This is a genomic window from Bdellovibrionales bacterium (assembly GCA_018266295.1).
In the GTDB taxonomy this organism is placed as follows: domain Bacteria; phylum Bdellovibrionota; class Bdellovibrionia; order Bdellovibrionales; family Bdellovibrionaceae; genus JACMRP01.
On record JAFEAQ010000019.1, the window covers coordinates 375,954 to 390,269 of the forward strand.

The window sequence follows — 14,316 nt, forward strand, 5'->3', positions numbered from 1 at the left end:
TTTAGTCTGCCTGTTTCAAATCTGGTTTCCAAATATCCCAGCTTTGGCAAGCTTGTGCGCGTTGTGAAGGACCAGCCAGGGAACCCCAGCGGTATTCCACGTCGTCCATCGGGTTGTTTGAAAAACGACCAGCGAAGATTCTGCGTTTCACTTCAGCAAGATCGATTTTCTTACCCGGAGCATACTCAATAGCACACCAAGAGGAGCCATCTAATTGAGAGGCTTGCATTCTATCCGTCTCTTCCTTTGCCGAAAGCTGAATAAATGGGAATACCTTATTCAACTGAATTTTCATATCGTCGGTCAAAGCATTTTCATGTCCACTTTTAAGGATATCCTTATACGCGCGGCGAAGGGCCGCAATATCATCGAATAAACGGTGGTCGCGGTTCGGCGTCGAGTAAGTATCGTAATTGCTAAAATCCATACAAGCGCCTTCAGGCATGCTACGGAGGAAATTAACTCCATCGTTCACTGAAGTAATGCGGTTTTTAGTCGCTTCGCACACTGTCTGAGAAAGACGACGCATCATTTGATCTTCGGTCTCTTCACGCAGTGCAAGTTTCTTTTGAACGGTCTTCTGCCACACGTCTAATGGAATCGCGAATTGCTCTTCGCTGTAGCCGGGAACTTGCCACGCCGGAAGATTGATGAACTCAATCGGTCTCCAGTAACGGAAGCCCGCTTCGCTTTCAGGCGTGAAGTTGCCTTCGAAAACCCACGCAGGGTTTGGCCAAGAAACGCGCTCTTGCAAACCGAAGCCGGACTGACGGCCTACGGTCGAGTTAAAGATCAAATGTGGAACGCCGATCGCCTGGATTTCTTTAATCGTCCAAGAGTGGTGATTGACTTCCGTCGTGCGGATTAAGCCGCCGGAATGAATGGTATCACGACTAATCGCCACTGGATAAGTATCGTTCGGCAAAGAGTGCGTACTCACGATATTGAAAACATACACGAGGTAATTTTTCAAACGGCGAAGCTCGTCGGAATATTTATCCCAGCGTTGCATTTTGTTGGTGATCAGCGAGCGCTTGCGAGTTGTCGGGTCCTGAAAGGCAAAAGGAAGTTTGTTCTCGTAAGAGTAAATTAAGCGCATCGAGTACACGGTGTCAGCGCAATCTGCGCGGAGTCCATAGTATGGATTTGCCTGGCCGTTTGGGAGCGTCTGACGAGCGAAGAAATCGGCAGTCCAGTTCTTAGCAACCCACTCTGCGTAGCCTTTTTCCCATTGGTCATTCCATTCATTCACTGCAGTCCACACTTCAGCTTTTGCACTAGGGGCAAAGATTGCCATGGACAATAGAACGGAAGTAAAAAGGTTTTTGATTTTCATAAGCTGCTCCTTTGGCAGAGTACTTAATTACTTGTTCGAGTCCTTGTCCACTGTGATTTTACTTGAGCCATTTTTGAGTCTTGACTGAGATTCCTGATCGAAGCAAAGACTCGGTAAACTCTTTGGTCCGGGCAGTTAAAAAACCGTTAAGAAATTCAAAATTTCAAACGATAATACCTGCATGTGGACTAAAGCGGGTTTTGTATTACTTTTCATCCTTTGTCTTGTTCTCCAGTTTCTCTACTGGAGCTAAATCACTTATTTTCCGGGACAATAATCATTTATAACAAGGACTATGCCAGGCCCCTAGGGGCTCAGCGGCTCCTGAATGCATCTCAGGTTGGGTGAAAAAGGGCGGGCGCATTTACGCTCTTCGCTGTTCAGGGGGTCGACATGGGGACGAATGTGTTCCGAATGGGCTAGGTGCTGTCCCATTTTGATACACTCTCGCGAGGGCCTCTTTCATACTGGAGTTATCAGCGGAGTGCAGCTTGAATCTTCGGAATGCGGCGATCATCTTTGTTTTTTCATTTTTGGCGTTGGCTCTTTTTCTCGATCGGCCTTCGCGCCTGATTTTCGATGAGCAGTTTTATGTCCCTGCCGCTCGCAGCATTCATGAAACGGGCAAAGATCCAAATTTTCAGCATCCACCAGTCGCAAAAGAACTCGTGGCCGTGAGTATGGCTGCGGTTGGCGACACGTCCTGGGGCTGGCGCCTTGCGAGTGTTGTGATGGGAGCTGCCACGCTGGTCGCGGTCTATTACTTGGTTTTATTATTTGCGAGTCCGTTGAGCGCTTGGGTCGCGGTGTTGTTGGTTTTCACGAATGGGCTTTTCTTTACTCTGTCGCGCCTCGCTCTGCTGGAGATTTTCACCTTCGGTCTTAGCTTTATTGCGTTCACTTTTTTCATGTACCGTATCTATGGCAAAAAGATTTCTGCAATCCAGGCACTAATGATACCAGGAGCACTATTCGGACTCGCCCTCGCAGCGAAGTGGTCGGCGTTGGTGCCAATCGTCCTCTGCGTTGGCGGGGGAGTGTGGCTGAGAAGGTTCAGTCTTTCGCAGTGGGGATTTTTTGCTCTGTGTGTAGTGCTCTATTACTTTGCGCCGTTCTTGTTGCTGAAATCAGACATGTCGGTGTGGAGTCAGCATCAGGCCATGTGGGCTTTCCATTACCCCGAGGTTTACCAGAGCGACATCATGGAGCGTACATCGCAGTGGTGGGAATGGACTTTCGACACGCACCCGATGTGGCTCGCGGTTTTGCCGAATGAAGCCCACGAGTCTGGAAAATTCTTGGGTGTCATGATTTTCGGAAATCCGTTTGTAATTTGGACGGGCTGGCTCGGTGTGGCCGCCTGTGTTTTCGTGGCTGCGAAAAATCGTTTCAAACTCAATAGTGTGAATGCATGGTTGCCAGCAATGGCAGTCGCACCATGGCTGGTATGGGCGATCGCTGCAAGGCCAGTGACTTATTACTATTATTTCTTACCGACCTCTGTATTCCTCGCGCTGGCACTGGTTGCTGGTGTTGACGTTTTCGTCAAACGAGGAGTGCTCACGAATAAAAAAGCCCAGAGCTTTTTAGTTCTCTGGGCAGGATTGTCTTTGATTTATTTCTTATACCACTGGCCTCTCATGACGGGCCAAGAATTCTCAGCGGACCAATTCCAAAAATGGTATCCCTACCTAGGATTCTAAAAACAGCCCTGTGGCCGTAAACTATTTCTTTGTTGATCAGATCCGTGGACTTCGCTATCTTTTTTTGCGGTAGATAGTGAGGAGGCCAGATGAAAGATCAGCTTTGGATTGAACCGGTTGGTGGGGTTATTATTGCGCGAATGCGCGGAGTTCCGACGGAGGCTCTCCTCAAGGAATGCCAGGAGCGAATTCTCAATCTCGTCAAGGACACGGAACAGGGTTTGATCCTCCATGACTGCCTTGAAATGGAAACTCCCCAAGTCGAAGTGCCTATTGCCCAGTGGAAATTGGATGAGCAGGTCTCATCAGTTCACCTACGTCGTGCAGTGGTCGTTCCAAATACGCGCTTAGCTTATCTGGCTCGGCTTGCCTTTGGCGAAGGTGACGTCAAAGTATTTTACAATGATATGGCAGCGGCTCTTGCTTGGTTAAAAAACGGGGAACCATCACCAGAGACGTTGAAAGGTCTTTCTCCGAAGGAAAATCTAGGCACAGTAAGGCACTAGGGGATCTAAATCACTTTTAAACTAGCTTAAATAATTTTAGAAATGCGCTGACTTAAAAAAATCAGCGCATTTTTTATTTCGCGGGGATCCGCAATTACATCTGACGTTGGCGTTTTTCCACAGCCAAAGCCGCTTCACGAACCGCTTCGCTCAGAGTCGGGTGGGCGTGGAAGGATCTTGCGAGATCTTCGCTGCTGCCGCCGAATTCCATGCACACAACGACTTCATGAATCAGCTCAGAAACGCCTGGGCCCACTAAGTGCGCGCCCAAAATTCTGTCGGTGCGTTTGTCAGCGATGATTTTCACGAAACCTTCGGTGAAACCTTTCGCGCGGGCGCGACCGTTTGCCAAGAATGGGAATTTACCAACAGCGTATTCGATGCCTTGAGCTTTGCATTGCTCTTCAGTCAAACCGACAGAAGCGATTTCAGGATGAGTGTAGATGATACCTGGAACCGTGTCGTAGTTCACGTGACCCGCTTTGCCAGCAAGCATTTCGGCAAGGGCAACGCCTTCTTCTTCTGCTTTGTGGGCAAGCATCGGGCCGGCAACAACGTCACCGATGGCGAAGATGCCTGGAACGGTTGTTTGGTAATGCTTATCAATCACGATGCGGCCTTGTGGATCTTTTTGGATGCCAACTTCTTCGCAACCAAGACCTGTCGAGAAGGCCTTACGGCCCGTCGCTACAAGCACCACGTCTGTGGTCATTGTTTGTGATTTACCGTCAGCCAAAGCTTCGTAAGTCACTTCAACGCCTTTGTCAGAAGATTTTGAGCCCGTGACTTTTGTCGAAAGCAAGAATTTCACGCCCTCTTTTTCCATGTTCTTCTTAAGAACGCTCATGCAATCTTGGTCCATCGCACCGCCGAGACGATCTGCGTACTCGATCACTGTCACTTCAGAACCGAGGCGTTGCCATACAGAACCAAGCTCAAGCCCGATCACGCCGCCACCGACAACGATCATCGTCTTTGGAACTTTTGAAAGAGCCAAGGCGCCGGTGTTAGAAACAATTTTCTGCTCGTCGAATTTCAAGAATGGCAATTCCACAGGAACAGAACCTGTGGCGATCATGATGAATTTTGTTGTGAGGACTTGCTTTGAACCATCCGCCGCTGTCACTTCAACAGAACCGGCCTTCAAGATTTTACCGAAGCCTTGGAAAGAGGTGATCTTGTTTTTCTTAAACAAGAAAGCGATACCTTCGGTGTTTTGTTTTACCACTTTGTCTTTACGAGCCATCATCGTCGGCAAATCAAGTTCCACTTTGCTGAGCTTGATACCGTGGCCAGCGAAATCGTGCTGAGCAGCTTCATAGTGCTCAGAGCTTTCAAGCAACGCTTTAGAAGGGATGCAACCGACGTTCAAGCATGTGCCGCCGAAGGTTTTGTCTTTTTCGATCACTGCTACTTTGAATCCCAACTGTGCAGCACGGATAGCACCGACATAGCCACCAGGACCAGAACCGATAACGACAAGATCAAATTGAGTAGAGTCCGACATAAGTAGTTCCCTTTTTAGAGTGAAGATTACCTTTCCGGTATACGCTATTTGCACCCCTTTGGCACGCGGGAAGCTTCGCATTACAGACTTGTGGGGAGACGGGTTTTTCGGCCTCGACGGGACCTAGGCCTCAACTCAAATCCTGTTCCCAAGCCCACAGGCTCTTGTTAGACTTTTGAGTGTGCAAAAACTGATTTCTTACAATGCAAATGACAAGGCTTCCTTCTCTTTGGAGGCTGATATTCACCTCACGGGCCCAGAGCTTGTGCTCGAGTTTAGTTTGAAAGACCCTCAAGGGCTCTTCGAACTGCCTAAAACGACGGCTGCGTGGAGCCGATCGCAAGTGGCGCGCCAAGACGGGCTCTGGCAAGCGACCTGTTTTGAGGCTTTTTTGCAACCCTCAGGGCAGGCGAAGTACTACGAATTCAACTTTGCTCTGAATCCGGCATGGAATGGCTATGAGTTTACCGCTTATCGCGAGCCGCAGCCTCCCAAGGCCACAGCGGATTTTGTTTTGAAAGCGATGAGCTGGAACTCTGAGCAAAAACACTTGATCGTGCGCTTTGAAAACAAAAGTGGTGCGACGAAATTCCAAGCGGGCCTCACTGCGATCTTGCAAGAAAAGTCTGGCATTAAACATTACTATGCAGTCGCGCACAAAGGACCGAAACCGGATTTCCATCTATCTGAAAGCTTTATTCTGCAACGAGGATCATAACAATGAAAATGGGTTTGGAAGTTCTCTTAGAGGACAAAAAGGTAGTTCAAAGTCTCAAGAAAAAACGCGTGGCGCTTGTTTGCCATCCGGCGAGTGTCGACAGTAAACTTCGCCACAGCTTTGATGTGCTTCACCAAAAGATCGGTCTTGCTTCGGCGTTTGGTCCTCAGCACGGCGTGAAGGGCGAAAAACAAGACAACATGATTGAGAGCTCGGACTTCTTACACCCGGAGTACAAGATTCCGGTGTTTTCACTGTACGGCGAAGTGCGCATGCCCAGTCCAAAGATGATGGAAACTTTCGACGTCGTCCTTTTTGATCTGCAGGATCTTGGCTGCCGTATTTACACCTTCATCACGACCTTGCTTTATGTGATGCAAGAATGTGCGAAGTACAAAAAGCAAATCATCGTTCTGGATCGCCCGAATCCTGCGGGGCGCCCGATTGAGGGTTATTCTTTGCGCCCGGGCTGGGAATCTTTCGTCGGCGCTGCGGAGTTTCCGATGCGCCATGGTCTTACTTGTGGCGAAATGGCTTTATATTACAAAGATCGGTTCAATCTCGATGTGGATTTAAAGATCATCAAAATGAAAGGCTATAGCCCAGATAAGAAACCGGGCTTTGGCTGGCCGATGGATCGCTCGTGGGTGAATCCGTCACCGAATGCGCCGACTTTGAATATGGCACGCGCTTACCCGGGCACTGTGATGATCGAAGGCACCACCTTAAGCGAAGGCCGCGGAACCACGCGTGCTCTCGAACAAGTCGGTGCCAGTGATGTGGACTATGCAGCAGTGTTAAAGCTCATGCAGAAGAAAGCTCCGCAATGGCTCAAGGGGGTTGTGCTTCGTGAATGTTATTTTGAGCCGACTTTCCATAAGCACGAGAAAAAACTCTGTCATGGTTTCATGTTTCATACGGATTTACCGGAGTACAAACATGAGCAGTTCAAGCCTTACCGAATAATCGCATTGATGATGAAGTGCATTCGTGAGCTTTATCCGAAGTACAATCTCTATCGTGATTTTGCTTACGAATACACTGTCGGGAAGCTTGCTTTTGACGTGATTAACGGTGGTCCCGAGCTGCGTGAATGGATCGAGAATCCCAACGCAAAACCGGCAGACCTTGATAAGGCTCTAAAAAAAGACGAGCAGGCGTGGGCGAAGACCCGCAAAAAGTATTTACTGTACTAGGAGTTTGAAATGCTTCGTTTGATTTTGCTTCTTTCGCTTTTAAGTCCCGTCGTGCACGCGCAGGAAGAAAAACGTGTCATTGCAGAAACACGCCAAGAACAAGACCAAATCCAGCGTGAACGAGAGCGCGGCATGCACCTGCGCCCCCAGTTGGGAAATTCATGGCCGGCTCAGGAAAATGGCCCTGGATTTTATCCAACCCAAAGCCGTCTGACAGGTTCTGGTGGATTCATGAAGAACTCGGAACCGGGAATGAATTTTACCAATGATCTTCGCTGGTCCTTTGGGTGTTCTGGCGCGGGAGTTGTGGGCGAGATCCCGGCGAAGTTTAAAAATGTTACCTGGAGAATCAAAGGAAAGGCGCCAACCACGAATATCGATAAGGGCATCACACAAACGGACCAAGGCGGTCTCGCGGTTGTCGTGATCAATTCAAACCTTAAAGATCTTTCCGAAGTGACGTTCGAACTGACGATCGAGGGGCAAACAAAAACCGTCGTCGCGGGCACGGGGCCGTATGTGTTCTCAGATTTGCCGATGTCAGCTTGCACAGCTTCAGCGAAGCCGAAATAACCTGTGACAAAGACGACGTTCTTTAATCAACACACAAAGCTCACACGCTCTTTGAAGAAGTTCATTCTTGATTACGAAGAACAACTGGCGACGGAGATCTTTGAACAGTTTCTTGAGAATCTGCATGAAGAGCTGCAAAATGCTTCGCATGCACTCTCAGAAAGCTCTCCTGGTGTGATGCGCGCCCTGAAGCTGCAAGAGCTTGTTGATGCCGAGATCGCCGAAGGCTCGGACATTCCAGTGAGCTGCGCAAAAGGATGTTCGGCGTGTTGTCATATGGAAGTCGAAATCACCAGCTATGAGGCTGAAGTGTTAAAGCACCTGATTGAAGATGGGATGTCGATTGATCGCGATCGCCTGCAGCAGCAAAGTCAAAGAGCCTTGCAAGATCCTGAGTGGCGTAAGGGCATGCGCAATGAAATCAACAAATGTGTGTTTCTGAATCACGAAGGCGCTTGCCGAATTTATGAAAACCGTCCGGTCATGTGTCGCCGTCATTCTGTCACGTCAGCACCTGAAAACTGTGAGTTTCTCGAGAGTAAAATAGTCATTCGGTACTTCCCTAAAGTGGATTTGCTGATCAGTGCCGCGAATGAAGATCCGGCTCTAGAGATCGGTCCTTTGGCGAAAATGCTGGAACTCACGCTTTCCCAAAAGCGTTAGATTGTTCTTTGTCATCCTTGGACGGTTTTACGAACGAATTTTCACTTACAATTCATAATAAAACAATCTGCGATTCAAACGCCTTACGGAAAGTATTGGGACCATACAAAACATAACTCATCTAAGGAGTCATTATGCGTACCCCAATCCAAAGAAATCGCCGTGAACTTTCACCATTTCAAGATCGTCGTGATCTGATGTCCCGATTCAATGAATTTTTCAACGACTGGGACAGAGATATCTTTCAAGGCCGCGGTCTTGAGCGTTTAGAGAAGGACCTGGAGCGAACGGATTTTTCTCCGTCCGTGGATGTCGAAGAGAACGACGAAATGTTCTTGGTATCCGCGGATATTCCAGGCGTTAAAAAAGAAGATTTAAAAATTGATTTGAATGGCAATATGCTTCGCGTGAGCGGTGAGCGTAAGCGTGAGATCAAAGAGGAGGGCTATTATGAACGCTCTTCTGGCAGATTCTCTCGTAGCTTTACGCTGCCTGAGAATGTGGATGCGAGTAAAATTGAAGCGAATTTCGAAGATGGCGTTCTGAGAATTGTCTTACCAAAAACAGAGGTTAAAGGTTCTCAAGAGATCAAGGTTCAATCGGGTCAGCCCCAAGGTTTGATTGATCGTTTCTTACACAGAGAAAAAACTGTGAAAACCGAAGAAAAAACAAAAGAGAAAGAAAAACACTAAATGAGAAGGGCCCTAAAGGGCCCTTTGACTTAGGAAGATATGGATCGTTTTCAAAACCGCAAAGAAGCCGGGCAGCTGCTTGCAGAGCAGTTGTTGGTTTTTAAAAAAGACAACCCGCTGATTCTCGCGATTCCGCGAGGCGGTGTTCCTGTGGCTGTCGAGGTCTCTCGGCGGCTGGGGGCGGATTTGGATTTGATGTTTGTGAAAAAGATCGGAGCTCCGACGAATCCGGAGCTTGCGATCGGGGCTATTTGTGAAGACGGCAGGCCTTGGCTCAATAGCCGGATTGTCAGTCTGCTCGGAATTAAAACCGCGGCCCTCAAGGAACTTTCCGATGAGAAAAGCGAAGAGGTTCGCACGCAAGCGCGGCGTTTGCGCGGCTCGCGCCCGGCGATCCCGGTTGCGGGACGCACCTTGATTCTGATCGATGACGGCATTGCGACAGGAGCCACATTGCTGGCGGCAATTCATTTACTGCGGGCGCAAAATCCTGAGAAAATCATCGTGGCGGCCCCTGTAGCCCCTGTGGCAAGCATTGAAGAACTCGAGAAAGCCTCTGACGGCGTGATCTGTTTAAAAACGCCCTTTCATTTTTATGGCGTCGGTGAATGGTACGTTGAATTTCCTCAGGTCCCAGACCGCGAAGTCCTTCGCCTGATGCAACAGCCCCCCGCCGAACCAGAGCTCCACCCCTAGGTGCCAGGCCCTGTTTCTTGTTGCGGCGCAACTCATGCAGATTCTATTCATAATTGACTTTGGGGATTCAGAATTCGAAGCTCGCTCATGCCTTTTATCGTGAATATGATTATTTCTGCGGGTGTGATTAGTTTCTGTGTGTGGCTGGCGAAAAATTCGCCGAGTCTTGCCGGCTTTGTGATTTCTCTGCCAATTTCAACATTGTTGGTTTTAGCTCTGACACAAATTCAAAGCGGGGATAGTGGCAATGGAGTAGAACTCGCGAAAAGCGTGTTCATCGCGGTGCCGGCATCGCTGTTATTTTTTATCCCATTCTTGCTGTCAGAGCGTTTGAAGCTGTCGTTCTGGGTCTGCTATAGCTCTGGCCTCGTTCTCCTGGGTGTAGCCTATTTTATTCATAAATATTTGTACGGGCTTTTTTCGAAATAGCTGTGCGTAAATAAAAAAGCCCGGTTCATCACCGGGCTTTTTGAAGTTTTTTTTAGACTTCGAGCCTTATACTTCAAGCAAGAGGCGCTCTGGATCTTCAACGTTCTCTTTGATACGAACGAGGAAACTCACAGCTTCTTTGCCATCGATAATTCTGTGATCGTAAGTCAAAGCCACGTACATCATTGGACGAACTTCAACCTTCCCATTGATCGCAACAGGGCGGTCTTGGATTTTATGCAAGCCAAGGATCGCACTCTGAGGAGCGTTCAAAATCGGAGTCGACATCAAAGAACCGAAGACGCCACCGTTTGTGATTGAGAAAGTACCGCCATTGAGATCATCAATAGAGATCTTGCCGTCACGGCCTTTTGTTGCCAAATCACGGATTGCAAGCTCAACACCTGCAAGTGACAAGTTATCAGCGTCCTTGATATTTGGAACCATCAAGCCTTTTTCAGTCGATACCGCGATACCGATATTGTAGTAGTTATGGAACTCGATATCGCCGCCAGTGATCCATGCATTCACAGCAGGGAATTCTTTGAGTGCTTCAACCGCTGCTTTCACGAAGAAGCCGTTGAAACCCAAGTTCACGCCGTATTTTTCTTTGAATTTGTCTTTGTACTTCGCGCGAAGCTCCGTTGCCTTAGACATATCGATTTCGTTGAAAGTCGTGAGCAAAGCAGCTGTGTGCTGAGCTTGAACCAACTTTTCAGCGATACGCTTACGGATCGTTGTCATAGGAACGAGTTTTTTATCGCCCTGCTTAGAGGGACCGCGAGGAACTGGAACTACTGTTGGAGCCGCAGGAGCTTTCGCTTCTTTTGCAGCCGGAGCCGGTGCTGGAGTAGCAACAGCTGGAGCCGCGCCCGCGCCAGGAGAAGCAAATAACACATCACCTTTTGTCAGGCGGCCGTCTTTGCCAGTGCCAGCGATCGTTGAAGGATCCAAACCTTTTTCCGTCACGATGCGGTTTACAGCAGGTGACAAATGTTGAGAAGAAGCACCCGCTGGAGCTTGTGGCGTCGCAGACGGTGGAGGCGTTGTCGGCGGAGCTGCTGGCTTATCGAAAGCCGCTGCCGCTGCAGAAGCCGCCGCGCTCACGTTCGCACTTGCAGTCGGTTTGGCATCTGTATCGATGTAACCAACAACCGCACCGATTTTCACGGTTTGGCCTGCAGGAGTCGCGATGTGAAGAACACCGTCGTTTTCGGCAACAACTTCAACGCTGGCCTTGTCGGTCTCGATCATCATCAAGATTTCATTGCGCTTGACGAATTCGCCGTCTTTTTTAGTCCAGCTACCGATTGTAGCTTCACTGATAGATTCACCAACAGTGGGAATTTTTAAATCGATTTTCATAGTTGTTACCCCTTAAAGCATCCTTGAATAATTTCGTTTTGTTCAACTTGGTGTCTGTAGATAGATCCTGTCGCTGGCGAAGAGCGCTCTGGGCGGCCAACGTATTTGAAATCTATTGTCAGACCTTCTTGTGCCAAGACTTCGAAGAACTTGAAGTACACGTTCTGGTAAGAGCCCATATTTTTTGGCTCTTCCTGAGACCAGATGAGTGTCGTCAACTTCGGATAAGACTTCAGCACGTCCGCAACTTGTTTTGCTGGGAACGGGTAGACCTGTTCCAAGCGAACCAAAGCCACGTTTTCTTTTTTGTTCTTTTCGCGTTCTTCGAGCAAATCATAATACAGCTTACCGCTGACAAATACGACAGTGTCTACTTTCGACTTGTCGACTGTGTCAGGAATCACCTCTTGGAATTGGCCGTTTGCCAGGTCTTCCAAAGTTGAAACTGCTTTTGGATAACGGAGCAATTTCTTAGGACTCATCACGATGAGCGGCTTACGGAAGTCCCGCTTCATTTGACGGCGAAGAGCATGGAAGATCTGCGCCGGAGTTGTAAGGTTCACAACCTGCATGTTGTTCTGAGCGCAAAGCTGGAGGAAGCGTTCCATGCGAGCTGAGCTATGCTCAGGGCCTTGGCCTTCATATCCGTGAGGAAGGAGAAGTACCAAGCCGCACATCTGTTGCCATTTTGATTCGCCAGAAGTCAGGAACTGATCGATGATGATTTGCGCGCCGTTGGCGAAGTCACCGAACTGAGCTTCCCACAAAGTCAGGAATGTAGGGTCGCAGATCGCATTGCCGTACTCGTAACCAAGAACCGCGTACTCAGACAAGATAGAGTCATAAACACAGAACTCCACTTTATCGCCGTTGATTTGATCAAGAGCAAAGTAAGATTCATTTGTTTTTACATCATACAAACCCGCATGACGGTGAGTGAATGTACCGCGTACGCAGTCCTGACCTGTCAAGCGCACCGAAGTGCCTTCAGAGAGCAGAGAACCGTAAGCCAAGAGTTCACCCATGCCCCAGTCGATAGGCTCTTTACCCGCAGCCATGGCTTTGCGAGTTTCAAGAAGTTTAATGAGTTTTGGATGCGGAGTGAAGGTCGCAGGGTATTCACCAAGTTTTGTACCGACATCTTTCAAAACTTTGATATCCACTTTCGTGTTTACTGGTTTCAAAAGATCGTCGCCAGAACCTTTGCGCAAGCCTTTCCAGAAACCCTCGAATTTGAATGGCTGGATTTTCGGCGGAGTCTTTTTAGTTTCTTCGTAAACTTTTTGAAGAGCATCCATACGTTCTTGGAAAGAATCGTCGTAGAATTTCTGATCGATCACGTTTTCACGGATCAATTGCTTTCCGTAGATTTCACGGAGAGTCGGGTGCTTTTTAATAATGTCATACATCAACGGCTGAGTGAATGCAGGTTCGTCCCCTTCGTTGTGACCGAATCTGCGGTAGCAGATCATGTTCACGACGATATCGCGGCCGCTTTCTTGACGGAAGCGAAGAGCGATATCCATCGCGCGCACGCAAGCTTCAGTGTCGTCGCCATTCACGTGGATCACCGGAGTTGCCAAAACTTTTGCCGTGTCAGAAGCATAGTGAGAAGAACGGCCGTTTTCTGGATTTGTGGTGAAGCCCACCTGGTTGTCGACAACGATATGGATCGTACCGCCCACCGTGTAGCCTTTGACTTGGGACATTTGGAAAGTCTCAAGGTTCACGCCTTGAGAAGAGAACGCCGCGTCCCCGTGAATCAAAACTGGGATCACGGATTTGCGCTCTTTGGTGTCCTTGCGACGACGTTGAGCTGCGCGAGCCATTCCCAAAACAACTGGGTTCACCGCTTCTAAGTGAGAGGGGTTGAACGCCAAAGTCACTTGGCATTTGCCGTTCGGAGTGTCTTTTTGTGCAACGTAACCCAAATGGTATTTTACGTCGCCGTCGAAATCATCAATTGGAACTGCCAGTTCTGTCGGACCGTTGAAGTCAGCAAAGATGTACTCTGTCGCTTTACCCATGAAGTTTGCAAGAACGTTCACGCGACCACGATGGGCCATACCGATCATCACTTCTTGCACTTTCAAACCAGTGCCACGTTGAACCAATGTTTCAAGCATTGGCATCATGCCGTCAGCACCTTCGATCGAGAAGCGCTTCGTTCCAACGTACCGAGTGTGAATGAATTTTTCCAAAGACTCTGTACGGTTTAAAGAAGTGAAAGTGGCTTTTTTCTCTTCGTTTGTGAGTTTGAACTGAGAAGCTTCGAATTCTTTGATGAACCAGTTGCGAACTTCTGGAAGAGCTTCTGCCACCTGAACGCTGATCTTGCCGCAGTAGCAAGCGCGAAGGTGAGCGATGATCTCACGCAAAGAAGCGTTTGGTTTGCCGATGATTTTACCGATCTGGAATTTCTGTTCCAGGTCTTTGTCAGAAAGATTGAAACGAGTCAAAGCCAACTGATCCGATGGAGACGGAGTGTTCGTGAGTGGATCGAGCTGTGCTTCGAAGTGACCGTAGTTACGGTAAGCAGTGATCAAGTGGTAAACATCGAGTTCTTTCTCAGAAAGACCGAGGCTGCCATCTTGAGCGAACTCCAAACCTTGGAAGAAATACTGCCAGTCTTGACCGACACTTTCCGGATTGGATTTGAACTGTTTGTAGAGATCCTCAATGATTTCTAAATTAGCGCGACTTGCAAGGTTCACGGCGGTTCCTTTTGTTGGGCGTATTGATGAACAATGTTTTTTCAAAATCTTCAGTCGTCGTCACTGACTAATGCGTGGCAAAAATCAAAGCTTTTGATGAACACCGAACCCCCTTATGATAATCCTTTTTCAGTCAAAGGAGAACCGGTATAACGCCTGAAGGGAGACTAAAGTAGATGCTCTTTTTGAGGCAAAGTTTTCCTAAACTTTTAGACCCC

General features: G+C 48.4%; 13 protein-coding genes. 9 read left to right on the forward strand and 4 right to left on the reverse strand.

The genetic code is table 11. The features are described from left to right. Position 1 precedes the first annotated feature (1 nt). The gene (locus JSU04_19075; protein MBS1972416.1) at positions 2–1,297 is read right to left on the reverse strand and encodes a hypothetical protein; all 1,296 of its coding nucleotides are present in this window, start codon (positions 1,295–1,297) and stop codon (positions 2–4) included. A gap of 530 nt (positions 1,298–1,827) precedes the next feature. On the opposite strand from JSU04_19075, the gene JSU04_19080 reads away from it, so the two are divergent. Together JSU04_19080 and JSU04_19085 are read left to right on the forward strand one after the other, a co-directional pair. Continuing rightward, a complete protein-coding gene (locus JSU04_19080; protein MBS1972417.1) occupies positions 1,828–3,039 on the forward strand; it encodes a glycosyltransferase family 39 protein in 1,212 nt (403 codons plus the stop codon). A gap of 89 nt (positions 3,040–3,128) precedes the next feature. Continuing rightward, positions 3,129–3,545 carry an STAS/SEC14 domain-containing protein gene (locus tag JSU04_19085; protein MBS1972418.1) on the forward strand — a complete coding sequence of 139 codons (417 nt, stop codon included), beginning with the start codon at positions 3,129–3,131 and terminating at the stop codon, positions 3,543–3,545. 94 nt (positions 3,546–3,639) lie between these two features. On the opposite strand, the gene lpdA is transcribed toward JSU04_19085, so the two are convergent. Further along, a complete protein-coding gene (lpdA, locus tag JSU04_19090; protein MBS1972419.1) occupies positions 3,640–5,052 on the reverse strand; it encodes a dihydrolipoyl dehydrogenase in 1,413 nt (470 codons plus the stop codon). A 181-nt stretch (positions 5,053–5,233) separates the two neighbouring features. On the opposite strand from lpdA, the gene JSU04_19095 reads away from it, so the two are divergent. The 7 genes from JSU04_19095 (at position 5,234) to JSU04_19125 (ending at position 10,019) form a co-directional block, all read left to right on the forward strand. Then, positions 5,234–5,770 (forward strand): hypothetical protein, encoded by a 537-nt coding sequence (locus tag JSU04_19095; GenBank protein MBS1972420.1) that lies wholly within the window; start codon positions 5,234–5,236, stop codon positions 5,768–5,770. A gap of 2 nt (positions 5,771–5,772) precedes the next feature. After that, on the forward strand, positions 5,773–6,966 hold the full coding sequence (locus tag JSU04_19100; GenBank protein ID MBS1972421.1) for a DUF1343 domain-containing protein: 1,194 nt from the start codon (positions 5,773–5,775) through the stop codon (positions 6,964–6,966). 9 nt (positions 6,967–6,975) lie between these two features. Then, on the forward strand, positions 6,976–7,539 hold the full coding sequence (locus JSU04_19105) for a hypothetical protein (protein ID MBS1972422.1): 564 nt from the start codon (positions 6,976–6,978) through the stop codon (positions 7,537–7,539). A 3-nt stretch (positions 7,540–7,542) separates the two neighbouring features. After that, complete coding sequence (locus tag JSU04_19110; protein ID MBS1972423.1) at positions 7,543–8,202, forward strand: YkgJ family cysteine cluster protein; 660 nt, start codon at positions 7,543–7,545, stop codon at positions 8,200–8,202. A gap of 134 nt (positions 8,203–8,336) precedes the next feature. Beyond that, positions 8,337–8,894, forward strand: a complete 558-nt coding sequence (locus JSU04_19115; GenBank protein ID MBS1972424.1) for an Hsp20/alpha crystallin family protein — start codon at positions 8,337–8,339, stop codon at positions 8,892–8,894. Between the two features lie 39 nt (positions 8,895–8,933). Next, positions 8,934–9,590, forward strand: a complete 657-nt coding sequence (locus JSU04_19120) for a hypothetical protein (protein MBS1972425.1) — start codon at positions 8,934–8,936, stop codon at positions 9,588–9,590. An 87-nt stretch (positions 9,591–9,677) separates the two neighbouring features. After that, positions 9,678–10,019 carry a hypothetical protein gene (locus tag JSU04_19125; protein MBS1972426.1) on the forward strand — a complete coding sequence of 114 codons (342 nt, stop codon included), beginning with the start codon at positions 9,678–9,680 and terminating at the stop codon, positions 10,017–10,019. 66 nt (positions 10,020–10,085) lie between these two features. On the opposite strand, the gene odhB is transcribed toward JSU04_19125, so the two are convergent. Continuing rightward, complete coding sequence (gene odhB / locus JSU04_19130; GenBank protein MBS1972427.1) at positions 10,086–11,384, reverse strand: 2-oxoglutarate dehydrogenase complex dihydrolipoyllysine-residue succinyltransferase; 1,299 nt, start codon at positions 11,382–11,384, stop codon at positions 10,086–10,088. A 5-nt stretch (positions 11,385–11,389) separates the two neighbouring features. Next, positions 11,390–14,098 (reverse strand): 2-oxoglutarate dehydrogenase E1 component, encoded by a 2,709-nt coding sequence (locus JSU04_19135; GenBank protein MBS1972428.1) that lies wholly within the window; start codon positions 14,096–14,098, stop codon positions 11,390–11,392. Positions 14,099–14,316 lie beyond the last annotated feature (218 nt).